This window comes from Planctomonas sp. JC2975 (genome assembly GCF_012985205.1).
Lineage (GTDB): Bacteria > Actinomycetota > Actinomycetes > Actinomycetales > Microbacteriaceae > Humibacter.
The window spans coordinates 121,085-147,999 of the sequence record NZ_JABEKS010000004.1 but is presented as its reverse complement, the minus strand read 5'-3'; the positions used below and the strand labels follow the sequence as shown (position 1 = coordinate 147,999).

At 67.8% G+C, this 26,915-nt stretch carries 21 protein-coding genes; 15 read left to right on the top strand and 6 right to left on the bottom strand.

Translation table 11 applies throughout. The features are described from left to right. Positions 1-11 precede the first annotated feature (11 nt). The 3 genes from HII28_RS18680 to HII28_RS18670 are packed head-to-tail and all read right to left on the bottom strand — an operon-like array spanning position 12 to position 5,355. A complete protein-coding gene (locus tag HII28_RS18680; RefSeq protein ID WP_205865083.1) occupies positions 12-2,027 on the bottom strand; it encodes a DUF2264 domain-containing protein in 2,016 nt (671 codons plus the stop codon). Continuing rightward, positions 2,024-3,226 (bottom strand): substrate-binding domain-containing protein, encoded by a 1,203-nt coding sequence (locus HII28_RS18675; protein WP_170027374.1) that lies wholly within the window; start codon positions 3,224-3,226, stop codon positions 2,024-2,026. Before HII28_RS18675 ends, HII28_RS18680 begins: the two co-directional genes overlap by 4 nt. Beyond that, positions 3,223-5,355 (bottom strand): heparinase II/III family protein, encoded by a 2,133-nt coding sequence (locus tag HII28_RS18670; protein WP_170027373.1) that lies wholly within the window; start codon positions 5,353-5,355, stop codon positions 3,223-3,225. The genes HII28_RS18675 and HII28_RS18670 overlap by 4 nt, the downstream gene beginning before the upstream one ends. A 188-nt stretch (positions 5,356-5,543) precedes the next feature. Here HII28_RS18670 and HII28_RS18665 point away from each other — a divergent pair, with 188 nt between their 5' ends. From HII28_RS18665 to HII28_RS18645, 5 genes are all read left to right on the top strand, one after another. Then, positions 5,544-6,578 (top strand): hydroxyacid dehydrogenase, encoded by a 1,035-nt coding sequence (locus tag HII28_RS18665; RefSeq protein WP_170027372.1) that lies wholly within the window; start codon positions 5,544-5,546, stop codon positions 6,576-6,578. Positions 6,579-6,691: 113 nt separating this feature from the next. Further along, positions 6,692-7,972 carry a sugar ABC transporter substrate-binding protein gene (locus HII28_RS18660; protein ID WP_170027371.1) on the top strand — a complete coding sequence of 427 codons (1,281 nt, stop codon included), beginning with the start codon at positions 6,692-6,694 and terminating at the stop codon, positions 7,970-7,972. A gap of 103 nt (positions 7,973-8,075) precedes the next feature. Next, a complete protein-coding gene (locus tag HII28_RS18655) occupies positions 8,076-9,029 on the top strand; it encodes a sugar ABC transporter permease (RefSeq protein WP_170027370.1) in 954 nt (317 codons plus the stop codon). Beyond that, entirely contained in the window at positions 9,029-9,943 is a 915-nt protein-coding gene (locus HII28_RS18650; RefSeq protein ID WP_170027369.1) for a carbohydrate ABC transporter permease, read from the top strand. Before HII28_RS18655 ends, HII28_RS18650 begins: the two co-directional genes overlap by 1 nt. Continuing rightward, the gene (locus HII28_RS18645; RefSeq protein WP_170027368.1) at positions 9,940-10,725 is read left to right on the top strand and encodes a DUF624 domain-containing protein; all 786 of its coding nucleotides are present in this window, start codon (positions 9,940-9,942) and stop codon (positions 10,723-10,725) included. The genes HII28_RS18650 and HII28_RS18645 overlap by 4 nt, the downstream gene beginning before the upstream one ends. 4 nt (positions 10,726-10,729) lie before the next feature. On the opposite strand, the gene HII28_RS18640 is transcribed toward HII28_RS18645, so the two are convergent. After that, positions 10,730-11,353: a TetR/AcrR family transcriptional regulator gene (locus HII28_RS18640; RefSeq protein WP_170027367.1), complete on the bottom strand. Its 624-nt coding sequence runs from the start codon at positions 11,351-11,353 to the stop codon at positions 10,730-10,732. Positions 11,354-11,409: 56 nt separating this feature from the next. Between HII28_RS18640 and HII28_RS18635 the strand changes: the two genes are divergently transcribed. After that, positions 11,410-12,270: an NAD(P)H-binding protein gene (locus HII28_RS18635; RefSeq protein WP_170027366.1), complete on the top strand. Its 861-nt coding sequence runs from the start codon at positions 11,410-11,412 to the stop codon at positions 12,268-12,270. A gap of 209 nt (positions 12,271-12,479) precedes the next feature. On the opposite strand, the gene HII28_RS18630 is transcribed toward HII28_RS18635, so the two are convergent. Further along, positions 12,480-13,196 carry a ThuA domain-containing protein gene (locus tag HII28_RS18630; RefSeq protein WP_170027365.1) on the bottom strand — a complete coding sequence of 239 codons (717 nt, stop codon included), beginning with the start codon at positions 13,194-13,196 and terminating at the stop codon, positions 12,480-12,482. A gap of 234 nt (positions 13,197-13,430) precedes the next feature. On the opposite strand from HII28_RS18630, the gene HII28_RS18625 reads away from it, so the two are divergent. The 6 genes from HII28_RS18625 (at position 13,431) to HII28_RS18600 (ending at position 22,240) form a co-directional block, all read left to right on the top strand. Next, the gene (locus tag HII28_RS18625; protein ID WP_170027364.1) at positions 13,431-14,738 is read left to right on the top strand and encodes an MFS transporter; all 1,308 of its coding nucleotides are present in this window, start codon (positions 13,431-13,433) and stop codon (positions 14,736-14,738) included. Between the two features lie 69 nt (positions 14,739-14,807). Then, complete coding sequence (locus HII28_RS18620; RefSeq protein ID WP_170027363.1) at positions 14,808-17,198, top strand: excinuclease ABC subunit UvrA; 2,391 nt, start codon at positions 14,808-14,810, stop codon at positions 17,196-17,198. A gap of 371 nt (positions 17,199-17,569) precedes the next feature. Beyond that, positions 17,570-18,757, top strand: a complete 1,188-nt coding sequence (locus HII28_RS18615; protein ID WP_170027508.1) for a Gfo/Idh/MocA family oxidoreductase — start codon at positions 17,570-17,572, stop codon at positions 18,755-18,757. Then, positions 18,754-20,097 carry a dihydrodipicolinate synthase family protein gene (locus HII28_RS18610; RefSeq protein WP_170027362.1) on the top strand — a complete coding sequence of 448 codons (1,344 nt, stop codon included), beginning with the start codon at positions 18,754-18,756 and terminating at the stop codon, positions 20,095-20,097. The genes HII28_RS18615 and HII28_RS18610 overlap by 4 nt, the downstream gene beginning before the upstream one ends. Further along, positions 20,094-20,954 (top strand): sugar phosphate isomerase/epimerase family protein, encoded by an 861-nt coding sequence (locus tag HII28_RS18605; protein WP_170027361.1) that lies wholly within the window; start codon positions 20,094-20,096, stop codon positions 20,952-20,954. Before HII28_RS18610 ends, HII28_RS18605 begins: the two co-directional genes overlap by 4 nt. A gap of 164 nt (positions 20,955-21,118) precedes the next feature. Further along, a complete protein-coding gene (locus HII28_RS18600) occupies positions 21,119-22,240 on the top strand; it encodes a glycerate kinase (protein WP_205865082.1) in 1,122 nt (373 codons plus the stop codon). A gap of 121 nt (positions 22,241-22,361) precedes the next feature. On the opposite strand, the gene HII28_RS18595 is transcribed toward HII28_RS18600, so the two are convergent. Next, positions 22,362-23,369: a LacI family DNA-binding transcriptional regulator gene (locus tag HII28_RS18595; RefSeq protein ID WP_346769412.1), complete on the bottom strand. Its 1,008-nt coding sequence runs from the start codon at positions 23,367-23,369 to the stop codon at positions 22,362-22,364. A 210-nt stretch (positions 23,370-23,579) separates the two neighbouring features. Here HII28_RS18595 and HII28_RS18590 point away from each other — a divergent pair, with 210 nt between their 5' ends. Genes HII28_RS18590 through HII28_RS18580 form a run of 3 tightly spaced genes read left to right on the top strand, consistent with a single transcriptional unit; the run spans position 23,580 to position 26,791 of the window. Further along, positions 23,580-24,869, top strand: coding sequence for an extracellular solute-binding protein (locus HII28_RS18590; protein ID WP_170027358.1), 1,290 nt, complete (start codon positions 23,580-23,582; stop codon positions 24,867-24,869). A 9-nt stretch (positions 24,870-24,878) separates the two neighbouring features. Continuing rightward, complete coding sequence (locus tag HII28_RS18585) at positions 24,879-25,898, top strand: sugar ABC transporter permease (RefSeq protein WP_170027357.1); 1,020 nt, start codon at positions 24,879-24,881, stop codon at positions 25,896-25,898. After that, positions 25,898-26,791, top strand: coding sequence for a carbohydrate ABC transporter permease (locus HII28_RS18580; RefSeq protein ID WP_170027356.1), 894 nt, complete (start codon positions 25,898-25,900; stop codon positions 26,789-26,791). Before HII28_RS18585 ends, HII28_RS18580 begins: the two co-directional genes overlap by 1 nt. Positions 26,792-26,915 lie beyond the last annotated feature (124 nt).

The window sequence follows — 26,915 nt, the reverse complement described above, 5'->3', positions numbered from 1 at the left end:
TCCGAGCTCGCTCAGACCGCTCGGGCCGCGGCGAGAAGGACCGTGGTCAGGGCGCCGTCGGGCCAGGTCACTTCGAGCTCGTCGCCGGCCCCGCTGCGTACGACGCGCGCCGACGGCGCCTGCGATTCACCGCGTCCCAGCCGGGATGCGACGATGACGGTCTCGCCGGGCGCGACGTCGTCGAACTCGAGCCTCGGCACCGAGACGTGCTCGCCGAGCGGCGAGGTTCCCGACTCCTCATGCACCGACGGACGTCCGCCGGCCGTCAGCGCGACGAGTTCGGCCACGAGACGGTCCGCCTCGACCCGAGCGTGCAGCGCACTCACCTCCGCTGCGGCCGGCGTGGGTGAGGACAGCGGCCATCCGCTGATCCGGATGGCGACGGGCGCCGCGGCGAATGCGTCCGCCCTGCTCGTGTCGGCACCGCTGCGATCCGCCGGCGCGTCCGCATCGAGTGGAGCGACCCGCACCGCCCGCACCTCCCATGATCCGCGCACGACGGAAGCCGTCTGGAGGTCGGGGCCCGGGACGACGACGCCCTGCCGGCCGGATCCGTGATCGGGCGACGTGTCGCCGCTGGAGTCCACCCAGTGCGCGTGCGTGACCGAGGTCGCGCATGCCGCGATGCCGTCGTCTCCGATGAGGCCACGGTCGAAGCCGGTGCGATGACTGGATCGGCCTGCTGCGTCGAGCACACCGGCCGAGTTGTCTGCAGGGTCGTCGATCGCGACACCGATCAGCGGCGGGATCGTCGCCGTCGAGTAGCCGAAGCGCGCGTACAGGGGCGAGTCGCCAGCGCCGTCGCCCTTCGCCGCGTGGTCGGCGCCGTGGTTGAACAACCGGACGATGCCGTCGTCGCGGGTTCCGCTCAGGATCCATCCGGCCGGCCTGATGACCGTCCTGGTGTCCGCCACCTCCACCGGCAGGGGCTCCTCGACCGCCTGCCAGACCGGATGGTCGGCGGGCAGCAGGAGGCCGAGCATCCCCTTGGAAGCCCAATACGGAGATCCGGGTCCCGAGTAGTTCTGCGCCATGTCCGGCCACTCGCCGAAGAACCCGAGCGTGAGAAGCCCGTCGGGCGTGATGGATCCGCGTTCGACGAACGCCTTGAGCACGCCGGATGCTGCACGGCGGATGAGGCCAGGGGCGATGGTCGTCGCGCCGCTGACGGCACCCATCCAGAGCGGTGCTGCGGTCGCGAACCGGTAGATGAGGCTGCGGCCCTGGATGACGGGCACGCCGTCCGCCCCGATCAGGTGCACGTAGTCGTCGAGGAACTCGCTCAGCCGGCCGCGGAACACCGGATCCAGGGTGCGTCCGCCGAGCTCGGCCGATCCCTCGGCGGCCGTCCAGAGCAGCGGGTAGACGTGCATGGCCCAGCCGCAGTAGTAGTCGAAGGCGCGAACGGAACCGTCGGCGTACCATCCGTCGGCCCGGTAGTAGGACTCGATCGTCGCCAGGTCGTGCGTCACACGATCGAGGTCATGCGGCCCGCCGACCGACGCCAGGAACGTCTCGACGGTGAGGCGGAACCACAGCCAGTTGTTGTCCGGGTACCAGCCGATGGGCGACTGGGCGAGCCAGTCGATGATGCGCCGCTGCTCATCCGCGGTGTAGGTGTCCCAGATCCACGGCCTGGTCAGCTGTAGGGCGAGGGCGATGGATGCCGCCTCCACCTTGGCCTGGTCGCTCTCGCCCGGAAGGGGCCAGCGCTCGGGATTCGCGGGATCCGTTCCGGCGAGGAGGCCGTCCCGGTACCACGGCGTGAAGCCGAGCGGATCGCGCCCGTTCTCGCCGGCAGAGCGGAACGCATAGAGAAGAAGGGAGCGCGCGAAGCCCTCGAAGCCGTCGCTGTCGGCGCCGTTCGCGCTCGTTCGGCCTTCCAGCGCGACCCGGCTGCCGGTCGGCGAGAAGAACGGGCGAAGGGACAGCAGCAGGTGATCGGCGACGGCCGCCCAGTGCTCTCGCGTCCAGCCCGTGTACGGCGAGAGGGCGCGGTCTTCGGGCGGCAGGGACAGCAGAGTCACGAATCTTCCTCGGTTCGGGTGGGTGAGGGCATTGCAGCGGGGACCGCGGCAGGGGTCTGGGCGGTGTCGGGGGCCGTGGCTCCCGCGGACACGGGAACCGCCGGGCGGGACGACTCGCGCACGTGCAGTTCCGGGTTGAGCATCACGCGGTGCGCGGGACGACTGGATCCGGCATCCAGGCGGGCGATCAGAAGGTTGACGGCCTCGCGGCCCACGAACTGCTTGGGCGGACGCACGGCCGAGATCGCCGGGTCGCCGAAGCGCGCCACCTCGTCGTCGTACGCGACGAGCGCGAGGTCGTCGGGCACGCGGATGCCGCGGTCGCGCGCGTGCTGCTCCAACGCGAGCGCAGGCGGATCCGACAGCACGATGAGAGCCGTCGTTCCGGTGTCCTTGCAGGTCTGCAGCACGTCGTCCATGGCGCGTTCGCGATCCGGACCGTCGAAGTTCGTGGTGTCCACATCGGCGACGTCCGTCGGCAGGCCGAGCGACTTCAGCGCCTTGCGCCAGCCGTGCCGCACGAAGCGCGAGGTGGGATTGTGCCAGTGCGCGAGAAGTCCGATGCGCTCGTGACCGACCGCCCTCAGGTGGCGGACGGCCTGTGCCGCGCCCGCCGCGTGATCCGTCGCGACGGACTCGAGGCGTTGCACTGCTGCTGCTGAGCGGATGCGCCGCTCGGCCAGCACCACCGGAACAGGCAGCGAGTCCAGCCAGCGCAGCATCTCGATGCCTTCCTGGCCCGAGGTGGCGGGCGCGACGATCAGCCCGTGCATGCCCGGCGTGTTGAGCAGCGCCTCCACCTGCTTGCGGTTGTCGCGCACGTCGTACGTGGATGCCCGCAACAGGAACCGTGCCCTCAGTTGCGTCGCCTGCGCCCTGGCACCGCTCACGATCGCCGGCCAGTAATAGTCGAGCGACGGCACGACCATGCCGATCGTGTACTTGGTCAGTGTCGGATCGTGTCCAGCCAGCCCGGGGGTCAGGCCCGGCTCGATCGAGCTGCGCAGCGTCGCGCCGCCGTGCACGCGGGTCACCAGGCCCTGCTGGGCGAGCGCGTTGATGTCACGACGAATCGTCAGCTCGCTGACGCCGAGCCGGGTGGCCATCTCGCTCACGCTGACGGATCCGTGCCCGCGCACCTCGTCCATGATCCGTTCCCGCCGCTGCAGCGAGAACAGCGAATCTCCCGTTCCGCTCATCGCAGACGCCCATCGTCGGCGACCTCGTCGATGACGGTGGTCAGGCGCCCGGAGAGACCCGCGACGATGAACGTGGCCCTCGTCAGTCGATCGCCCCAGACAGCGCTCAGCTCGTGGTCGTCCAGTTCCCAGACCTCCAGCGTCGGTGCTATCCCCTCGGCTGTGGTGATCGCGACCGCGTGCCCGTCCTGGTGCACGATGATCCGGCCGTCGTCCTGGCGCACGGCGCCGGCGAGCAGCAGATGCACCTCGTGCACGGGGGCGGAGCCGTTCCTCGGCTCGGTGGCATCCGCTGCTGGCGGCAGGGAGCTGAGCTTCCACTCGTCGACGATTTCGGCCCGCGTCGGGGAGACGAGACGGAACGCGCGGCGCCATCCGTGTCGCTCCGCCAGCGGATACGCGCCGGCCAGCTCGAGGGCGAACTCGACAGGCAGGTCGATGGCGTCGAGCTCGCGCACCTCGTCGGCCGCACCGAACGGGGCGGTGACCACCGCAGCGGCGAACCGGGGGCCGGCACCCTGCTCGAGGCCGAAGGGAGCAGGTGCGTTGTGCCATCCGCTCTGCATCACCCGGATCTCGTAGCGCTCCGGGCTGAACGTCTGCGCGGTGTAGACCGGCTTGCCTGCGTCGATGACGAGCGGATGACCGCCCGCCGCCACGATGAACGAACCGAGGTCCTTGTGGTTGTGGTTCTCGTCGTTGGTGCCGCCCTTCGCGGCCAGCGCCAGCCCGTCCGCCGAACCGCTTCGTGCACGGATCACGGCCAGCTGCACGGACGGGAGCCAGACCCCAGCAGGCAGCGGAAGCGGACCGGGCTCAGCCGCGCACCATTCGGCGTCGGCGATCGCGTGCAGCAGGCGAGGGAGTCCGCCCTCTGCGGTGCCGACCGGGGAACCGGGACGACGTGCTCCGGATGCCCAGGCCACGACGCGATCGTCGCCGAGGCGGCGTCCCCACCGGAACGGCACGTGCCACGGCTCGTTGCCCGTTGTGACGGGACGCCCGTCCGCGACGTTCACGTACCACCCGTCCGAGAGCTGCATGCGCAGCGGATAGTGCAGGGTCTGCGCCACGACGGGCACGCCGGATCCGGCCAGAGCGCTCCCCGCCGGTCCGCCGCCGGTGATGCGCTCGACGAGGTCGAGGCACTCGAGCATGCGCACAGCGCCGTTCCACCAGTACGAGACGCCCTCGTCGATGGCGCCGTCGGCCGGCAGCTCCGCGACGTAGCGATCGAGGCTCTCCAGAGCGCGCGCGACGATCCGGGCGAGGCGTTCTTCGTCATCGATCAGCAGTACAGCGGCGAGCAGGACGTTGCCGAGGATCCACGGGTTCCAGTTGTTCACCTCGCGCCAGTAGCCGAGCCACCAGAAGTCGTCGCGCGACTCGAACGGGATGAACACCCGCAGCTCGGCCTCGTGACGGATGCGTTCCCTGAGCCCTGGCCACGTGGCATCCCAGCGCTCGCCGAGCACGTGGTCGGCGAGGGCGAGCTGCGCAACGATGTCGCCGGCCTGCAGATCGACGTAGGGGGAGGACGCGTCGGAGATGACGAATCCACTCCGGGCGTGCGCGTCGTCGTGCGCCGGCCACGACCAGGTGGACTGCTCGCAGAACAGAACGGTGCCGTCAGTCGCCTCGTCGATCCAGCGCGGTTCGTCGGTGACAGCGGCCATCACGACGGCGCGAGTCAGACGATGCTGCCTGGCGAACACCGCGTTCTGGAACTCGTCCCGATCGCCGTCGCGCACGAACCGTGCGAACGAGGATGCCAGCGCGTTCGGCCAGGGACCGCCTGCCTCCCGCTCGGCGACTTCGGTCACCGCCGCCGAGGTCGCGGGATCCACCCGTGACCAGGCTTCGCGGTCGGAGCTGCACGGGATGCCGAGCCGGCCGCGCGCACCGGCCAGCGTGGGGAGCAGGGCGGGTTCGCGCATCCGCTCGCCCCACTCCGCGTAGAGCGGCCCGCGGAACTCGGCGTGCTCGACGCGGAAGCCGGCGGGCGGCGTCGCGTGGGCGTTGACGCGGGAGTCGGGAGCGTCTTCGATCCCGCGCCGGTCGGCGGTCCCGTTCTCCTCGGGCGCTGCCTCGGTGGTGGCTCGTGCATCGTGAGTTCCCAGTTGCGGCACCGTCGCCGACCTCCCCGGTGAGTGGCCCGTTCTGACGGGCCTCTTGAACTTTCGCGTCTGTTTGTGTTCGAATCTGATCGTTCTGTTTGAACTCGATCGGGTTTGAGTATGTACTGTCTTCTGCGACGGCGCAACGGCGACTCCGACGCACTCCGACTCCCGAACGAATCCGCTGGAGCTCCCACCGCATGACCGCACCGACCACGCCCGAGCCGGGCAAACCACAGGCCCTCGTGGTGATGTCCCGCGACACCTTCGAGATGCAGTTCGACGCCGACCGTCTCGCTCGGCTGCACAGCCTGGCGGACGTGCCGGAGCCGGTGTTCACGGATGACCTTGATGCTCCGGCGCTCGCTGATCGTCTCGAGCGTGTCGAGGTGCTGCTCACCGGCTGGGGCGCCCCCCGCCTCGATGCAGCGCGGTTGAACCGCATGCCCGCGCTCCGCGCCATGCTGCACTGCGCCGGAACCATCCGACCGCAGGTGACAGAGGAGTTCTGGCGCCGTGGTATCCGTGCTTCGAACGCTGCGGACACCAACGCGATCCCCGTTGCCGAGTTCACGCTCGCCGCCATCATCATGGCGGGCAAGAAGGCGCCCTTCATCGCGGCCGACCCGATCGCCCGTCGGGAAAGCCCCGCCAAGATCAGCGGATACGGCGAGCTCTCCAACCTCGGGCTCACGATCGGCGTCGTTGGATTCAGTCGCGTCGGGCGCCGAGTCGTCGAACTCGTGCAGCAGCTCGACGACGTCACCGTGCTCGTGTCGGATCCGTACGCCGATCCGCTCGAGGTGCGCGCAGCAGGCGGCGAACTCGTCGCGCTCGAGGAGCTCCTGCCGCTGGTCGATGTGCTCTCGCTGCACGCGCCGGCGCTGCCGTCGACACAACACATGATCGGCGCAACCCAGCTGGCCGCCTTGCGCGACCACGCAACGCTCATCAACACGGCCCGCGGAAGCCTCGTCGACACGGCCGCCCTCGAGGCGGAATGCGCCAGCGGACGCATCAACGCGATGCTCGACGTGACCGACCCCGAGCCGCTCAGCGCGGAATCCGTGCTCTTCGGCCTGCCCAACGTGATGATCACGCCGCATGTGGCCGGATCCCTCGGCTCAGAAGTGCACCGCCTCACCGATGCCGCGCTCGACGAGCTCGAGCGCTACGTCGCCGGCGTGCCGCTGCTCGACGAGATCACGAGCGAAGAACTGCAGCTGAGCGCCTGACGCTGAGCTGCACAGCACCAGAACAGACCTTCACCACCGACCAGCAATTCCGAAGAACACCAGACCCTCACCACCACCGAGAAGCAACCCGATAACAAAGGAGTTATGTCCTCATGAAACGCTCTCTGATCGCGGCAGGCGCGGTCATCGCTGCCGCGGCGCTCGCGCTCTCCGGATGCGCCGGCACCGCGTCCGACACCTCGGCCAGCTCGACCCCCGGCAAGACCACACTGCGCGTCTCCGTCTGGAACTACGCGCAGACGCCGGAGTTCAAGGCACTGTTCGACGCCTTCCACAAGGCGAACCCGAACATCACCATCCAGCCCGTCGACATCCTCGCCGCCAACTACGAGGACAAGATCACCACCATGCTGGCCGGCGGTGACACCACCGACATCATCACGGTGAAGAACCTCACCGACTACTCGGGCTACGCGCAGAAGCAGCAGTTCGTCGACGTCTCGGACATCGCGAAGTCGCTGCCGTCGGACAAGATCCCCGCCCTGGCGAACTACGACTTCAAGGGCAAGACGTACGCGATCCCGTACCGGCAGGACTTCAACGTCCTCTACTACAACAAGACGATGTTCAAGGATGCCGGCGTCGCCGACCCGACGAACCTCACCTGGAAGGAGTTCGCGGCCGACGCCGCCAAGCTCACCAAGGGCGACGGTGCCTCCAAGGTCTACGGCGCCTACATCCACACCTGGAACTCCATGGTGCAGGGCATCGCTGCTGCGCAGACGGGCAACAACCCGAATGACCCCAGCTATGACTGGATGAAGGACCAGTACAACCTGACGCTCGGCATGCAGAACGCGGGCACGATCATGAACTGGGCGACGGCGAACAGCCAGCAGGTGGCCTACAAGGACGTGTTCGAGAAGGGCCAGGCCGCCATGGTGCCGATGGGCACGTGGCTGATCGCGCCGCTGCTCGCCGACAAGGCGGCAGGCACGACGAACGTGGACTGGGGTATCGCACCGCTCCCGCAGATCAAGGCCAACGGCAAGATCACGACCGACGGCGGCCCGACCGGGTTCGGCATCAACAAGAACTCCAAGAACCAGGCAGCGGCGAAGAAGTTCCTGCAGTTCGCGGTGAGCCCCGAGGGCGCAAAGGCCGTGGCATCCATCGGCATCGTGCCCGCGTACCACAGCCCCGACATCACGAAGGCGTACTTCGCGCTCGACGGCATGCCGCAGGACTCCACCTCCAAGAAGGCGTTCAACCCCGACACGATCAAGCTCGACGCCCCGGTCGCGGCGAACACCGCAGCGATCGGCACCATCCTCAACCAGGAGCACCAGCTGATCATGACCGGCAGCAAGTCCGTCGACGACGGACTCGCCGAGATGGCCAGCCGTGTCAAGTCCGAGGTTTTGAACCAGTAGTCACTGCCCCGTAGGGTGCGGTCGGCGCGGCGTGATGTCCGCGCCGACCGCACCCGAGGTTCCCCAGAGAACGGAGCTGTTCCGCTGAGCCGGACGACAAACCATGACCACCATCACTGAACGCGCGAACGCGACAGTGCAGACCGCACCGTCCGGAGCGCCGCCCGCCCGCAAAGCCGCGGGCCACAGGATGCGCAGGCGCAGCATCCTGATCGGTTGGAGTTTCATCCTGCCGAACTTCCTGGGTTTCGCGCTGTTCACGCTCGTGCCCGTGATCGCCGCCTTCGTGCTGGCGTTCATGAACTGGGATGCGTACAACCCGCCGACCTGGGCGGGCTTCCACAACTTCGTTCGCCTCTTCGGCGACGACAACTTCCACGTGGCCCTGGCCAATACGCTGCTGTATGCGGGCGGCCACGTTCCCCTCACCTTGGCGTTCTCGCTCGGACTCGCATTGTTGCTGAACCAGAAGCTGCGCGGGATCGCGTTCTTCCGGGTCGCCATCTTCTTCCCCTACATCACCTCGCTGGTGGCGATCGCCATCGTCTGGAACATGCTGTTCGACCCGACGTCGGGCCCGATCAACCAGTTCCTGCACTTCATCGGCATCGCGAACCCGCCAGGGTGGACCTCGTCCACCGGCTGGGCCCTTCCTGCGGTGATCATCACCAGCGTGTGGCGCGACATGGGCTACTACATGGTCTTGTTCCTGGCCGGCCTGCAGGCGATCCCGAACGAGTACTACGAGGCCGCAGAGGTCGACGGCGCCGGCAGGTGGCGCACATTCTGGTCCATCACCCTGCCGTCGCTTCGGCCCACCACGTTCCTCGTGCTCGTGCTGCTCAGCGTCTCGAGCTTCAAGGTGTTCGACCTCATCTTCGTGATGACGCAGGGCGGTCCCGGTCGGGCGACGCTGGTGCTCTCGCAGCTGATCTACCAGGACGGCATCATCAACGGTCAGTTCGGCTACTCGTCCGCGATTTCGCTCGTGCTGTTCGTGATCGTGTTGATCGTGACAGTTTTCCAGTTCCGCATCCAGCAGATCAGGGAGCGCTGATGTCCACTCTCACCTCCGATCTCGTTCAGGAGCTGGAGACCGAGCACACGCATCCCAGCCGGCGGCCGCAGCGCCGCGGGGGAAGGCGCGGCATCCGCTCCCGCGTGGGCAAGGTCGGCATGTACGTGCTTCTCGTCGTGCTGCTGGCCGTCGTGCTGCTGCCGTTCATCTGGATGCTGTCCTCGTCGTTCAAGCACGACAACGAGGTGCTGTCTGTACCGATCCAGTGGATCCCGTCCACGTTCGTGTGGAGCAACTACGGGCAGATCTGGACGCAGATCCCGATGGCCGGATACCTGATGAACTCCGCGATCCTGGCGATCACGATCACGTTCCTGCAGGTGCTGACGGGCAGCTTCGCCGCGTACGGGTTCTCCAAGGTGCGCTTCCCCGGCCGCGACGCCCTGTTCCTGGCGTACATCGCCACGATCGCCGTGCCGTGGCAGGCGTACATGATCCCGCAGTACGTGATGATGCAGAAGGCGGGGCTGACGAACACGTTCCTGGCGCTGATCCTGCTGCAGGCGTTCGGCGCGTTCGGTGTGTTCCTGATGCGGCAGTACTACATGACGATCCCCGACGAGCTGAACGAAGCGGCCCGCATCGACGGCCTCAACGACTACGGCATCTGGGCGCGCATCATCCTGCCGCTGTCCAAGCCCGCGCTCGCATCCCTCGCCCTGCTCACGTTCGTGAACACGTGGAACGACTACATGGGTCCGTTCATCTACCTCTCCAGCAACGAGTTGTGGACCGTGCAGATCGGGCTGAAGTCGTTCATCGGCCAGTACTCCGCTCAGTACGCGATGATCATGACCGGATCGGTGATCTCGATCATCCCGATACTTGCGATCTTCCTCGCGGGCCAGCGGTACTTCATCAGCGGCATCGCGACGAGCGGAATGAAGGGATGACCACCACGGCGCACGCGGGACGGCGCGCGACCGGTGCTGGTGCGGGCACGCGGATCGGCACCGGCGCAGGGCAAGGCTCGAAGACACGGAACGGGTCGGGCGCGCGGCGCGGTCTGTTCGGCCTGCGCAACGAGACGATGGAGACGATCTTCGGCTACGCGTACGCGCTGCTCATGGTCGACGTGCTCCTCGTCGTCTTCAACCTGCCGCTGGCCGTCATGCTGTTCGTCACGGTCGACTCGCTCGCGTCGTGGCCGTTCTTCCTGTTGCTCTCCCTCACGCTGGCACCATCGCTCGTCGGCGCGTTCGAGGTGTTCCGCAGCATGAAGACCGAGGGACGTCCGCGACCGTTCGCCGCTTTCTGGCAGGGATACCGTCGTCGCGGCGGTCCGGCGTTCATCGTCGGACTCGTCACGGCCGCGGTCGTCGGCGTCGTGCTGCTCGACGGAACGATCACCGCCGGCACCGTCTGGGCGCCGCTGCTCGGACCCCTGTTCGCCGTGCTCGGCATCGGATCCGTCGCCGCTGCACTCTTCGCGCTCGCCGGACTCGTCGTCTTCGAGACCGCGTCCCTCAAGGCGGTCGCGAAGGCTGCGCTCTACCTGTCCGTTCGTCGCTGGTACTTCAGCGCCGTCTCGCTCGTCATGGTCGCGCTCATCGCGGCCGCCGTGCTCCTGCAACCGGTGCTCGGCGCCGCGCTCGTGCCGGGCATCCTGCTCTACGCCGTCTTCGCCAACGCGCAGTACTCCTTCCACCGTGTGGTGGAGGACGCCAAGGGCTGACGGGTCAGCGCGACGGCGCGGGAGGGGCCAGCAGAGCCCACAACGCGTCCAGCGCGGCTGATGCCGTCGACGCTCGGGCAGCGGGCTCGGAGGGGGCGGCCAGCACCCACGTGTCGATGGTGGTCAGCGACGCGATGGCCAACGCTGAGAGCAGATCCGCGGGAAGGTCGGCGCGGATCACGCCCAGTTCCCGACCTCTCAGCAGGGCATCCTCGATCCAACGGAGCACCGCGGCGCGAACCATGGTCATTGCCCGCTCCTCGGGCAACCCGGCCGAGTTGTGGAACATGAGGCCGAGGTTCGCCAGCTCGGGCCGCTCGGCGGCGAGACTGGTGAACCGCCCGAGCATCGCAGACAGCTCGGCGCGGAACGTCTCCGCCGTGAGTGAGGAGAGGCCAGGCGGCCGGGACTGCTCGATCACGGCGCGCGCCATCGCGTCTGCCACCCAGTCGTGCAGCGCGGCCTTGTCCGCGAAGCGATGGTAGAACGACCCCTTGCCCATGTCGGCCTGCTTCAGGATGTCGTTGAGCGAGGCATCATCGAGCCCTTTCGCCCCGAACGCTTCCGCGGCGGCGAGCCTGAGCCGTTCGGACGCCTCCGGCGAGAGCGGACGGGCTGGACGAGGCATGGGCTCGAGTCTACTCTATTCCTGTACCGGTCAGTACAAGAATGCGAGGATGCGAGATGGACGAGCTCGTCGTGGTCGCAGGAGCCACCGGATACGTCGGCAGGCACCTCGTCGAGGGGCTCGACGCACGCGGGTATCGCGTCCGTGCCCTTGTGCGTTCCCGCGACCGCGCGGAGAAGCCGGGCGCGTTCGGAGCGCCGTCCCTTTCCGGGCACGTCGCCGAATGGCGCATCGTCGATTTCGAGGCGCCAGAGACGATCGAGGGCGTGTGCGAGGGCGCAGATCGTGTCGTCTCCGCACTAGGCGTCACCCGGCAGAAGGCGAGCCCCTGGCAGATCGACTTCCGGGGGAACCTCGCGGTGCTCGCCGACGCCGAGAAGCACGCGCTGGCATCGTTCGCCTACGTGAACGTGCTGCACTCCGACGCCGGGGACTCCATGACGATGCGCTCGAAGTTCGCGTTCGCGCAGGCGTTGTCACGCAGTCGCGTGACGCCCCAGATCGTCAACCCGTCCGGCTATTTCTCCGACATGACCGACTTCCTGCGCATGGCCCAGCGCGGCATGGGCTTCACGATGGGATCGGGTTCCACGAAGGTGAACCCGATCCATGGTGCGGACCTCGCGTCGTTCATCGTCGACCGGGTCGGCGGTGCAGGAGGCGCCTGGGATGTCGGCGGACCCGACACGTTCACGTACCGCCAACTCGAGGAACTCGCGTTCCGCGTCGCCGGCCGCACGCCGCACATCCTGCGCGTCGGCGAGGGCGTCGGCGACGCCATGACATGGCTCGCCGACCGCGGATCACCGCGCCTGGGCAACCTCACCCGCTTCTTCGTGGAGTCGCTCACCGTCGATGCGGTCGGCACGCCGATCGGTGAGAGGCACCTCGAGCCGTACCTGCGGTCTGTCGCGTAACCGTCGACGCCTGTACCCACGCCGCCAGCGGCATGGCGTCCAACCGATCTCTCGCCAGCCGCCCTGTACGTGTCGAGCGAGCCGTTTGCTCGCTCGAGTTCGGGGGCGGCTCGCGAGAACCGGGCGGCTCGGTGGAATGGATGTGCGCGGGGAGGCTCGCGGTCGGACCGCGGGCATCGTTGTGGGGCCAGAGGCGTGTTGCGGTGGGGTCAGGCGTCGCCGAGGAGCCAGGCTGCGGTCTGCGCGAGGATCGCGCGGTGCTCTGGTGCGTCGTACGACGCGGCGTCGTGTCCGAGTGCGTCGTACGCGACGCGTGATGCACCGCGCTCGATGGTCCACAGCACCGGCTCGCGCGAGCCGTCGAGCTCGTGCCAGGCCAGCTCGGTCACCTCGGGTGAGACCCTCAGGTACGTGTAGCGCTCGTCGTCGACATCGAAGTCGTGGATGCCCGCTGTGGCGGGGTGCGCATCCGTCGCCACCTCGATGTGGGCGCGCGAGTACGGCGGATGCATCGAGATGCCGCGCACCCAGATGCCGCCGAGGGCGGTCTCCCACTCGGGCATGAATCCGAAGCTCGTCGACGAGACGTGCAGCGCGAGCAGCGGTCCGCCGCGCTCGAGGTAGGCGAGCAGACCCTCCCGTGTCACGGCATCCGCGTCGGAGAGGGGGAGTGGATCCCGCTCATCCGAGCTCTGCACGACGTCGCGCTCATCGGGGGTGCGGCCCGCGCCCAAGTTGAGAACGAGGAGGTCGACATCCCCTGGTGCTGCGAGCGCTGCCAGACGTGCGTCGACGTCGTCGGTCACCGTCACCGTGTGCCCTGCGTCACGCAGCACCTCGGCGACTCTGGCCGAGGTGACCTCGAACGGATGCCATGGGTCGGCATACCTGCCGCTTCCCGAGACGACGACGACGTTGGCGTTCACGGTTCCCCTCTCGTGCGAGCCGCGGGGCAGACCGTCATCGATGGAGCGTGATCCGCGGATGTCAACGGCCTTGCGCGACTCGCACGTCAGCCTATGCTAGAGCGGCAATCGCTTTCCTGACCCCCGCTTGGGGGACACAGAATCCGGAGGGTGCGACAGAGGTCGGGATGCGATCGATCATCTCCGACGATGACGACAAGGCCGAGGCGAGCCCCGGCGGCGAAGGGAATCAGCATGACGACGGCGTCCAGACCGGAAACCCGACGACTCACCTCCGACCAGCGGAACGCGTTCGCGGCGTCCTGGCTCGGCTGGATGATGGACGCGTTCGACTACTTCATCATCGTGCTCGTCTACGCCGACATCGCTGCCGAGTTCAAGGTGTCGCTGGAACAGATCGCGTTCCTCACGACCATCACGCTCGTCATGCGGCCGGTCGGTGCGTATCTGTTCGGGCTGTGGGCGGATCGAGTCGGGCGTCGCATCCCGCTCATTGTCGACGTGTGCTTCTACTCCGTCGTCGGATTCCTCTGCGCGTTCGCGCCGAACTTCACGGTGCTGTTCATCCTGCGACTGCTGTACGGCATCGGGATGGGCGGTGAGTGGGGACTCGGTGCGGCCCTCACCATGGAGAAGGTTCCGCGCGAACGTCGCGGATTCTTCTCCGGCGTGCTGCAGGGCGGATACTCCGCCGGATACCTCCTCGCCTCGCTCGCGTTCCTGCTCGTGCATTCCGCACTGGGACTGAACTGGCGCTGGCTGTTCGTGCTCAGCATCCTGCCGGCGCTGATCAGCCTCATCATCCGCTCGCGGGTGAAGGAGTCGGAGGTCTGGGAGAACACTCGTGACCGCATGCAGAAGTCGAACACGTCGATCAAGGCCGTGTTCTTCAACGGCAAGGTTCTGCGTCGGTTCATCTACCTCGTGCTGCTGATGGCGGCGTTCAACTGGATGTCGCACGGCACCCAGGACATCTATCCGACCTTCCTCAAGGCGACGGACCAGGGCGGCGCCGGCCTCGATGCGGCGGTGGCCGGCTGGATCGCCGTGGTCTACAACGCCGGCGCGATCATCGGATGCATCGTGCTCGGCTCTCTGTCGGACCGCTGGGGCCGCAAGGCCACGATCATCCTCGGCGCCGCGCTGACGTTGCCGATCATCCCGATCTTCGCGTTCTCGCACACGGCCGGACTGCTCTGCCTCGGATCCGCACTCATCCAGTTCACGACACAGGGTGCGTGGGGCGCGATCCCCGCGCACCTCAACGAGATGTCGCCCAACGCGATCCGCGGGTTCTATCCCGGCGTCACCTACCAGCTCGGCAACGTGATCGCCGCGTTCAACCTGCCCATCCAGCAGTCGCTGGCGACCCACATCGGATACCCGTGGGCGATGGCCATCACGGTTGCCGGAGCGGCGATCGCAGTCATCCTGCTCACCGCGTTCGGCAGGCAGGCGAAGGCGGTGGACTTCCACGCCGAGGAACCGGATGCGGTTGCAGCAGGCGGCGCGGCGCCGGCGCCTGCGCCCGGCACGGCGTGACCCCGTTCGCCCGGGGCGCCGCGGTGAATGGTCCTCGCTCAGGCAGGCGGCCACACCTAGCCTGGGGGAATGGATGCGAGCAGACCCGCCGACCCGCACGACGCCATCCGGGTGAACGGCGCTAGGGAGAACAACCTGAAGAACGTCGACGTGGTCATCCCGAAACGGAGGATGACCGTCTTCACGGGCGTGTCCGGGTCCGGCAAGAGCTCCCTGGTGTTCGGCACCATCGCTGCCGAATCGCGCAGGCTCATCAACGAGACGTACAGCGCGTTCGTGCAGGGCTTCATGCCGACGGTTCCCCGTCCGGACGTCGACGTGCTCGACGGGCTGACCACCGCGATCGCCGTCGATCAGGAGCGCATGGGTTCTGACCCGCGCTCAACGGTGGGCACGGCGACGGATGCGAACGCGATGCTGCGCATCCTGTTCGCCAGACTCGCTCAGCCGCAGCTCGGGTCGCCGAAGGCGTACTCGTTCAACGTGGCGACGGTGTCGGGCGCCGGCGCGGTGAAGATGCAGAAGGGCGGACGCGAGGTCAAGGAGCGCCGCGAATTCACGGTCATCGGCGGCATGTGCCCGCGGTGCGAAGGGCGCGGAACGGTTCAGGACTTCGACCTCAGCCAGTTGTACGACGACAGCAAGTCGCTCGACGACGGCGCACTCTCCGTGCCCAATCACACAGTCGACAGCTGGTACAACCGCATCTACCGCGAGTCCGGCTTCGTGCCGCCGAACAAGCCCATCGCCGAGTACTCGAAGCGCCAGCTGGACGAGTTGCTCTACAAGGAGCCGACGCGCATCAAGGTCAACGGCATCAACGTCTGGTACATGGGGCTGATCCCCCGCATCGAACAGTCGTTCCTGTCCAAGGATCGCGAGTCGATGCAGCCGCACGTGCGCGCATTCGTCGACAGGGCGATCACGTTCACGACCTGCCCGGAGTGCGGTGGAACCCGCCTCAACGAGGGCGCGAGGACGTCGACGATCGACGGCGTGAGCATCGCGGACGCCTGCGCCATGCAGATCAGCGACCTCGCCGACTGGGTGCGCGGCGTCGGGGCGAAAGGCGCCGCCTCCGCGGATCCGGCATCCCAGGGAGTCGCACCGCTCGTCGCTGCACTCGGCGAGCTCCTCGACTCCTTCGTCGAGATCGGGCTCGGATACCTCTCGCTCGACCGCTCGGCAGGCACGCTGTCCGGCGGCGAGGCGCAGCGCACCAAGATGATCAAGCACCTCGGGTCGCCGCTCACCGATGTCACGTACGTGTTCGACGAGCCGAGCGTCGGGCTGCACCCGCACGACATCGAGCGGATGAACGGCCTCTTGCGCCAGCTGCGCGACAAGGGCAACACGGTGCTCGTCGTCGAGCACAAGCCGGAGGTGATCGAGATCGCCGACCATGCCGTCGACCTCGGTCCCGGCGCCGGCGCCGCCGGCGGATCCGTGTGCTTCGAAGGCACCGTCGAGGAGCTGAGGGCGAGCGACACGATCACCGGCCGCCACCTCGAGGACAGGGCAGCGCTCAAGGACGAGGTGAGGCGGGCATCCGGAACACTCGAGGTTCGCGGAGCCGACGAGCACAACCTGCAGAACGTGGATGTCGACATTCCGCTGGGCGTGCTGACCGTCGTCACCGGCGTGGCCGGGTCGGGCAAGAGTTCGCTGATCGACGGATCCGTCGCCGGGCGCGACGGCGTCGTGTGGGTGGACCAGACGCCGATCCGCGGGTCACGGCGCAGCAACCCTGCGACGTACACCGGGCTGCTGGATCCGATCCGCAAGGCGTTCGCGAAGGCCAACGACGTGAAGCCCGCACTGTTCAGCTCCAACTCCGAGGGCGCGTGCCCCGCATGCAACGGCGCCGGCGTCATCTACACCGATCTCGGCATCATGGCCGGAGTCGCCACCGCGTGCGACGAATGCGACGGCAAGCGCTTCAGCGCCGCGGTGCTCGAGTACAAGCTGGGCGACAAGGACATCAGCGAGGTGCTCGCACTCTCCGTGGACGCCGCGCGTGAATTCTTCGCGACGGACGAGGCGCGCACACCGGCGGCCTCCGCCGTGCTGGATCGCATGTCCGATGTCGGCCTCGGCTACCTCACGATCGGCCAGCCGCTGACGACGCTCTCCGGCGGAGAGCGGCAGCGCCTCAAGCTCGCGAGCCACATGACGGAGAAGGGCGGCGTACTCGTGCTCGATGAGCCGACGGCCGGACTGCACCTCGCGGATGTCGCGCAGCTGCTCTCCCTGCTCGACCGCCTCGTCGACGCAGGCAAGTCCGTCATCGTCGTGGAGCACCACCAGGCGGTGATGGCCCACGCCGACTGGATCATCGACCTCGGACCGGGCGCCGGCCACGACGGCGGCCGCGTCGTCTTCGAGGGCACGCCTGCCGACCTGGTCGCCGCCCGTGCGACCCTCACGGGACAGCACCTCGCGGAGTACGTCCGCTCCTGAGCGGAACGGCGCGTGCCCGCCTCCCCGCCGCACCTTCCGCCGACTTCCTCCCGCCGACCACGTCGCGCCGACCACCCTTGCCGCCGACCGCCTCTCCGCCGATCGCCTCCCGCCGGCCGCCTCCCCGCCGACCGTATTCAGGACATACAGGCACGTGTGCGCCCTGGGTCGACATCCCGTGAAATGTCCTGAATACGGGCGGGTGCGGTCGGCATTGCCGTCGGTGAGCCCTGCTGGTACGCTGTGGTAAGCGCTTTCCGAGGGTGTATGGACATCGCCTCATCGCGGAGCATCCACACTCCTCGGGTCAGCCACCACCGCGAACCACCACGAAAGAGAACCCTGTGTCAGAGTCGACCATCGGCATCATCATGAACGGCGTCTCCGGACGCATGGGCTATCGGCAGCACCTCGTGCGCTCCATCCTCGCGATCCGCGAACAGGGCGGCGTCGAGCTCTCGGACGGGCGGCGCGTACAGGTCGAGCCGCTGCTCGTCGGACGCAACGAGGCGAAGCTCGCCGAGCTCGCCGCCCGTCACGGCCTCGAGCACTACACGACCGACCTCGACGCGGCGCTGGCCGACCCTCGCTGGCAGGTGTACTCGGACTTCCTCGTGACGAAGGCGCGGGCATCCGCTCTCCGCAAGGCCATCGCGGCCGGCAAGGCGATCTACACCGAGAAGCCGACGGCCGAGACGTTCGAGGAGGCGCTCGAACTCGCCCGTCTGGCCGACGAGGCCGGCATCAAAAACGGCGTGGTGCACGACAAGCTCTACCTGCCGGGCCTGCGAAAGCTGCGTCGACTGATCGACTCCGGGTTCTTCGGCCGCATCCTCTCGGTGCGCGGCGAGTTCGGCTACTGGGTCTTCGAGGGCGACTGGATGCCTGCTCAGCGCCCCAGCTGGAACTATCGCACCGAAGACGGCGGCGGCATCATCGTCGACATGTTCCCGCACTGGAACTACGTATTGGAGTACCTGTTCGGACGTGTGGAGTCCGTGTACGCGCGCGCCGTCACCGAGATCCCTGAGCGGATCGACGAGCAGGGCCACTCCTACAAGGCGACAGCGGATGACGCCGCCTACGCCGTCTTCGACCTCGAGGGCGGCATCACCGCGCAGCTCAACTCGAGCTGGACGACGCGCGTGAACCGCGACGAGCTCGTGGAGTTCCAGGTGGACGGCACGCTCGGCAGCGCGGTCGTCGGGCTGTTCGGCTGCAAGATCCAGCCGCGCAACGCGACGCCGCGTCCGACCTGGAACCCGGACATCCCCGACGGCCACGACTACGCGTCGGACTGGCACGAGGTTCCGAGCCTCGATCTGAACGGGACGGAGGGGTTCGAGAACGGCTTCAAGGTGCAGTGGGAGGAGTTCATCCGCCACATCGCCGAGGACGCGCCGTTCCCCTACGACCTGCTCTCCGGAGCCCGCGGCGTGCTCATGGCGGAGAAGGGGCTGGAGAGCTCCCGAACCGGCGCGCGCGTCGACATCCCCGCCGTGACGCCCGAATCGCTGCGCGAGCTCGCCGGTGCGGTCGGCGACGGAGGCGCACGGTGACCGAGCTGCTGCTCGTCGGATCTGACGGGGTCGTGCGATCCGAGTCGCTCGTCGAGCACGAGCCGACGCTGACGCCCGCCACCCCGCTGAAGTCGCGCGTCGCCTACGCGGCGGCCCACGTCATCCCGAAGCCGTACGCAGACAACGTGCCAGGCTCTCCCGCCGACCTCGACTGGGATGCCACGCTCGCGTTCCGCCACCACGTGTGGTCGCAGGGACTCGGTGTCGCGGACGCAATGGACACGGCCCAGCGCAACATGGGCCTGGACGCCGCGGCCACGCGCGAACTGATCTCGCGGAGCGCCAGAGAGGCGGCATCCGTCGGCGGTGCGCTCGTGGTCGGTGTGAACACGGATCAGGTGGACGACGAGGTCATCTCGCTCGACGCCGTGATCGATGCATACGTCGAGCAGCTCGAGTTCACCGAGAACGCCGGTGCCGGCGTCGTGCTGATGGCCTCCAGGCACATGGCGCGCGCCGCGCAGTCGCCGGCGGACTACGAGCGCGTCTACGCCGCCGTGCTCGAGCGGGCGACCACACCTGTCGTGCTGCACTGGCTCGGCGAGGCGTTCGACCCGGTGCTGAAGGGGTATTTCGGCGAAGGGGACGCGGCGGCCGACACGCTCATCCGCATCATCGAGGCGCACGCCGACAAGGTCTCCGGCGTCAAGATGAGCCTCCTGGATGCCGACGCCGAGATCGCGGTTCGCTCTCGCCTCCCGCAGACCGCGGCCATGTACACGGGTGACGACTTCAACTACGTCGACCTGATCAAGGGCGACGGCACGACGACGGAGGGTGCGAACGGATCCCGCGTCGACGCCCGCGGCCACTACTCGGACGCCCTCCTCGGCGCGTTCGCGGCCATCGCGCCTGTCGCCTCACGCGCGATCCGGGCACTCGACGCCGGCGATCCGGATGCCTACGAGCGCATCCTGCGCCCGACGGAGGCGCTGAGCCGCCAGGTCTTCGCGGCGCCGACCTTCTACTACAAGACGGGCGTCGCATTCCTCAGCTGGCTGAACGGACACCAGGAGTCCTTCACCATGGTGGGCGGCCTGCACTCGGCGCGCAGCCTGCCGCACCTCTCCGAGATCGTGCGTCTCGCGAACGGATCCGGCGCCCTCGAGCGTCCGGAGCTCGCCGCCGCGCGCTGGCACGGACTGCTCGCCCTGAACGGGATCGTGGAAGTGACCGCTGGAATCGGGCACGACGGCGAACCCGTCGCGGATGAAGACGCGACGGCCGCCGGAGCGTCCGAGCTCGATGCCGCACTCGGACTCATCGTGGCCGACGAGCTCGCCGCCGCGGAAGGCAGCAACGGACAGGACGACGCATGAGCGCGCATCCGCGGTTCTCGCTGAACCAGGCGACCGTCAAGTACGCGTCGCTCGCCGAGGCCATCGACGTCACGAAGGCGGCAGGCATCGAGAGCATCGGTGTGTGGCGCGAGCCCGTCGCCGACATCGGCTTGGATGCCGCAACACGGCTGATCGCCGACTCCGGTCTCCGCGTTTCCAGCCTGTGCCGTGCAGGCTTCTTCACGACGCCCGAGGGGCAGGAGCGGATGGCCGCCCTCGATGACAACCGTCGTGCGATCGATGAGACGGCGGCGCTCGCTGCGGCGGGCGCCGCAGGATCCGCCGCGGTCCTCGTGCTCGTCGCAGGCGGGCTGCCCGCCGGATCCCGTGACCTGAAAGGTGCACGCGAGCGCGTGCGCGACGCGCTGGGTGCGCTCGAGCCGTTCGCGGCATCCGCTGGGGTCACCCTGGCGGTCGAGGCCCTGCACCCGATGTTCGCGGCGGATCGCGCCGTCGTCTCCACCCTTGGCCAGGCGATCGACCTCGCGGTCGACGCCGGACCGTCGGTCGGCGTCGTCGTCGACACCTACCACGTGTGGTGGGATCCGGACGTGTTCGAGCAGATCGAACGTGCCGGCCGCCTCGGCCGCATCGCCTCGTACCAGGTGTGCGACTGGCTCACCCCGCTTCCGGCCGACGTGCTGCTCGGACGCGGTGTGCCGGGAGACGGCCACATCGACTTCGGCGGGCTCACCCGTGCGGTCGAGGACGCCGGCTACACGGGAGACATCGAATGCGAGATCTTCAACGCGGATGTCTGGAGCCGCCCGTACGCGGAGGTCGCGTGCGAGGTCTCCGCAGCCTTCACCCGGGTCGTGGCGCCCGAACTGCTGTAACCGGACAAGACGGGACGGGAGAGGCCGCGGCGACGGCGCTGGTCGTTCACAACTCGGGACGGCCGGTCGCGGACTCGCCCGATTCCGCGTGATTTCGGTGTTCGGCACGCCACATCGGGTCGCCGATCCCGAGTTGTGAACAGAGAATGCGAGAGAGTTGCCCCATGCGGATCGTGATCGCTCCCGACTCCTTCAAGGGCTCGGCGTCTGCCGTTCACGTGTGCGACGCGATCGCCGCCGGCTGGCGCGATGTGCGTCCCGACGACGAGCTGGTCCTACTGCCGATGGCGGACGGCGGAGAGGGAACGCTCGACGCGTTCCTGCTCGCCGTTCCCGGATCCTCTCGCGTGCACGTCGAAGTGGTCGGGCCCGACGGCCAGGAGGTCGAAGCGTCCTGGGCGCTGCTGCCGCCAACGCCCGAGCTGCCTGGAGGAACCGGGGTCGTCGAGCTGGCTGAGACGAGCGGCCTTCCGTTGATGACCCATCCGGATCCGCTCGGTGCGCACACCCTGGGCTTCGGTCAGGCGATCGCCGATGCCCTCGACCGCGGCGTCTCCCGGCTCCTGCTCGCGATCGGCGGCAGCGCTTCCACCGACGGTGGAACCGGTGCTCTGGTCGCACTCGGCGCCTCGCTGCTCGATGCGGATGGCGATCCGTTGGAGCTGGGTGGCGGAGTCCTGTCCGATGTGGCCAGGGTCGACCTCTCCGAGCTGCCACCGCTGCCGTCATCCGGTGCGCTGGTGCTGAGCGACGTGACGAATCCGTTGCTCGGCGAGACGGGGGCCGCGCACGTGTTCGGCGAGCAGAAGGGGGCGGATGCCGCGCAGCGCGCCGCCCTGGACCTCGCCCTCGCCCACTGGGCCCGTGCCGCGCAGGACGCGGGCGCAGCAGTGGATCCGTCGACATCAGGGGCTGGTGCCGCGGGAGGCACCGGATTCGGGTTGCTCGCGTGGGGCGCGACCCTCGTCTCCGGTGCCTCGACGATCGCGGATGCCATCGGCCTCGACGACGCCCTGAGCGGCGCGGATCTGGTCATCACCGGCGAGGGTCGCTACGACGCCCAGACGGACGGCGGCAAGGCTCCGGCGGTCGTCGCCGAGCGTGCAGGTGCGGCGGGTGTGCCGATGGCCCTCGTCGCCGGCTCGATAGCTGTGAAGCCGGTCGGCTTCGCCGACGCGGTCGCGCTGGCCGAGCTCGCGGGGGACGTGCAGTCCGCGATCGACGATCCGGTGCGCTGGCTTCGGCGTGCGGGAGCCGTGCTCGCGGAGCGCGCCGGGCGGCCTTAGCAGTCGGGAGTCTTAGCGGTCGGGAGTGCACGGATAGTCGGCGATCCGGTCCGAGACGCCGAGTCCTGACCGTGTGGTGCGTCGTGTCTGACCGGGTCTGCGACGTCCGGCACAGGTCGACTCAGGGCCGCACAGCGGCCGGCTGTGGCGATGCCGCAGTGGTGCCGCGCACCACGAGCCGGGCCTGCAGGTGGCGGTGGCGGGCGGCATCCTTGCCGGCCAGAAGCTTGGTGAGCATCTGCAGAGCCTCGGCACCCATGCGTGCCAGCGGCTGGGCGATGGTCGTCAGCGGGGGAGAGGAGCTCGCGGCGTCGGGGATGTCGTCGTATCCCATCACGGAGAGGTCGCGGGGCACCTGAAGTCCGAGCTCCTCCGCGACGTGCAGCACGCCGAGGGCGGAGAGGTCGTTCGCCGCGAAGATCGCGGTCGGCGGATCCGGAAGCGCCAGCAGCGTCCTTGCTGCGTCCTCCGCGTCGCTCTGCCGGTACTCGCCCTTGGCGAGAAGAGCCTCGTCGAACGGGATTCCGGCGTTCTTCAGCGCGTCCCGGTATCCGAGCTCGCGCAGTCGTGACGACTCGAGATCGCCGCGTCCCTGGATGTGAGCGATGCGCCGGTGTCCGAGTTCGATGAGGTACTCCGTGGCCGTGCGGGCTCCCTTGCGGTTGTCCGAGTCCACGGTCGCCGGCCCGCCTCTGCCCGCGTGCGGGTCGATCGCGACGACGGGGATGCTCGTGCTCGGCAGCGTCTCGGTCGGCGTGACGACGATCGCGCCGTCGATGAGCGTGCCGGCCAGACGCGAGAGCGAGCGGCGCTCCCAGCCGGAGGGCGCGACATCCGTCAGCGGACCCGAATAGGCCAGCAGTTCGTACTGCGTGTCATGGGCGGCGGCCGAGACGCCTTTCAGCAGCTCCACCGAGTACGGCTCGAACCCGGCCACCAGAATGCCGATCACGTTCGTGCGATGCCTGCGCAGGCTGCTGGCCACCAGCGATGACTCGTACCCGAGCTCCTCGACCACCCTGGTGACCTTCTCGATCGTGGCCGGGGCAACTCCGTAGCGCTCGTTGATCACCTTCGACACCGTCGCGACCGAGACACCGGCAGCCCGTGCGACGTCTGTGATGGTCACCCTCGAAGCCAGGGGGGCTGCGTCGACGCCAGTGATCATCCGTTCACAGTACAGGACGGGCTGGTGTCGTCCGGCGATTCGCAGATCCGCGTCAACAGTGATAGAAAACGTTATCGAAATCGTTTTGCAGAATCCGCCCGAGCACAGCAGAACTCGTCCGGAAACCCGTCTGCCAGACATGTCAACGATGACCAAGGAGTACCTGAACACATGAAGAAGATGCGCAGTCTCGCTGCGATCGCGGTCGGCGCGGGCCTCGTGCTCGCAATCGCCGGGTGTGCCTCGAGCGGCAACGGAAGCGCCACGTCCGACAACGGCAAGGTCACCATCACGCTGTGGGACAACTCGACGACCGGCCCCGGCCAGAAGTTCTTCGACGACGCGGCTGCCGCCTACCACAAGGCCCACCCGAACGTCACGGTCAAGCCGCAGTCGATCCAGAACGAAGACCTGGACGGCAAGCTCCAGACCGCACTGAACTCCAACTCCGCGCCGGACATCTTCCTGCAGCGCGGCGGCGGCAAGATGCAGGCCATGGTCGACGCCGACCAGATCCAGGCGCTCGACCTCTCCTCGACGGCGAAGACCGATGCGGGCGCGGCAGCACTCGCGGGCTCGTCCATCGACGGCAAGGTCTACGCCATGCCGCTCGACTTCCTCCCCGAGGGCATCTACTACAGCAAGGACCTGTTCTCCAAGGCAGGCATCACCAAGACGCCGACCACCGTCGACGAGCTGACAGCTGATGTCGCCAAGCTCAAGGCGAGCGGCGTCGACGCCATCGCCGTCGGTGCGAAGGATGCCTGGCCCGCCGCTCACTGGTACTACAACTTCGCCCTGCGCGAGTGCAGCCAGACGACCATGGCCTCCACGGCCAAGGACCTCAAGTTCTCCGATGGATGCTGGACCAAGGCCGGCAACGACCTCGCCTCCTTCCTGAAGTCCGACCCGTTCAACTCCGGATTCCTCACGACTTCGGCCCAGCAGGGCGCAGGATCGTCCGCCGGACTCGTCGCGAACCACAAGGCCGCGATGGAGCTCATGGGCAGCTGGGACCCGGGTGTGATGGCCGGCCTCACCGCCGACCAGAAGGTTCCGTCCGACCTCGGTTGGTTCCCGTTCCCGGCGATCAACGGCGGCAAGGGTGACTCGACGGCGCTGCTCGGCGGCATCGACGGATACTCCGTCTCGAAAAACGCGCCCAAGGAAGCCACCGACTTCCTCGAGTTCCTCGTCACCAAGGAGCAGCAGGAGGCCTACGCCACTGCGTTCGACTCCATCCCGGTGAACAAGCAGGCGCAGGGCGTCGTGACCGCCTCGTACAACGTCTCGGCACTCGAGGCCTTCAACAAGGCCGGGTACGCGTCGCAGTACCTCGACACGCTGTACGGCCAGAACGTCGGCAACGCGATGAACACCGCCGTCGTCAACCTGCTGGCAGGCAAGGGCACGGCAGCCGACATCGTCAAGGACACCAACTCCGCGGCGGCGAAGGGCTGATCGGCAACAATGAGCACCACCCTGGACACTGAGACTGCCGTAGGCAGCCGGTCGCAGGGCACCTCCACGGTCGGGGACGCGGTCGCCGCGTCCCCGACCTCGCCGCGTGCCCGCAGACGCCGTGGCGGCAGAGGGCGCATGCGGCTCGAGATCGCGTTGCTCTCCGGCCCCGCGATCATCGTTTTCGTGGCGTTCGTGATCTTCCCGGTCGCGCTCGCCGCCTACTACGGCTTCTTCCGGTGGCACGGCTACGGCCCGGCCACCGACTTCGTCGGACTGCAGAACTACTGGCTGATCCTCACGGATCCCGAGTTCCACGCCGTCCTCTGGCACAACCTGGTCATCGTCGTGCTGTCCCTGGTGATCCAGGGGCCGCTGGCGATCATCCTCGCGCTGCTGCTGAACCAGAAGATCCGCGGACGCTCGGTCATCCGCGTGCTGATCTTCGTCCCCTACGTCATCTCCGAGGTCATCGTCGGCACCGGGTGGAGCCTGATGCTGCAGAGCAACGGCGCCGTGAACGACCTGTTGCAGAACATGGGCCTCGGGTTCCTCAAGACCGGATGGCTCTCCGACCCGAACGTCGCGATCTGGTCGCTGCTCGCGATCATCTCGTGGAAGTACATCGGATTCGCAGTCATCCTGATGCTCGCAGGGCTGCAGTCGATCCCCGAGGAGCTCTTCGAGGCCGCGCAGATCGACGGTGCCTCGTACTGGCAGATCCAGCGCCGCATCACGCTCCCGCTGCTCGGACCGACGATCCGAATCTGGGCGTTCCTGTCGATCATCGGGTCACTGCAGCTGTTCGACCTCGTCTACATCATCTGGGGCCAGTACATCGCCTCGACCGCCGGCACCTCGACCATGGCGACGTACATGGTCGCCAACGGGCGCAATTCAGGCAACTTCGGCTACGGCAACGCCGTCGCCGTCGTCATGTTCGTGATCTCGCTCATCATCGCGCTGCTCTACCAGCGCTTCGTCCTGCGCCGTGACCTTCAAGGCGCCGTCACCGAGGGAGCCAAGTGATGAGTGCGACGAGCGTTGCCGCACGACAGACGTCGAAGAGGCGGCAGGCATCTGGTGCAGACGCGAGGGACGCGCCGCGCGGATGGGGACATCCGTTCACCTACTTCATCGCCCTGATCTTCATCGCCGTCTGCATCGCACCCGTTCTGTACATCGTGTTCGGGGGCTTCCGCACCAACGCGCAGATCACGACGAGCCCCTCCGGGCTGCCGAACCCGTGGGTGTTCAGCAACTACACGGATGTGCTCGCGTCGTCGACCTTCTGGGGCGAATTCGCGAACTCGGCCATCGTCGCCATCGTGACGACCGTCGGCACCGTCGTGCTCGGCATCATGGTGAGCTTCGTTCTCGCCCGTTACGAGTTCAAGGGCAAGGGTGCGATGTACTCGCTCTTCGCCGCGGGCCTGATGTTCCCGCTGGTGATCGCGATCACCCCGCTCTACATCGTGATCAAGGATCTCGGTCTGATCGACAACCTGATGGGCGTCGCGATCCCGCAGATCGCGTTCGCCCTCCCGACGACGGTCATCATCATGGTGCCGTTCCTCAAGGCGATCCCGAACGAGATCGAGGAAGCCGCGTCGATCGACGGTGCGAGCAGACTCGGGTTCTTCTTCCGCATGGTGATCCCGCTGTCGCTGCCCGGTGTGGTGACGGTGGGGATCCTGGCGTTCGTCGGCGCCTGGAACAACTATGTGCTGCCGCTGTACATCCTCAACTCGCAGGGGAACTTCACGCTGCCGCTCGGCGTGCAGGCGTTCTCGTCGCAGTACTCGCAGGACACCGCGAAGGTGCTCGCCTTCACGTCGCTCTCGATGCTGCCCGCTCTGCTGTTCTTCTCGATCTTCGAGCGCCGCATCGTCGGTGGGCTCACCGGAGCCGTGAAGGGGTAGGACGAACACTCGAACCGCCGCCGGTCCAGCCGGCAGCGTGCGAACAGAAGTCCGGTCCGACACGCCGAGCCCTCATGGTGGGCGCGGTGCGTCGGACCGGATTTCCGCTTTTCGGCACCGATCC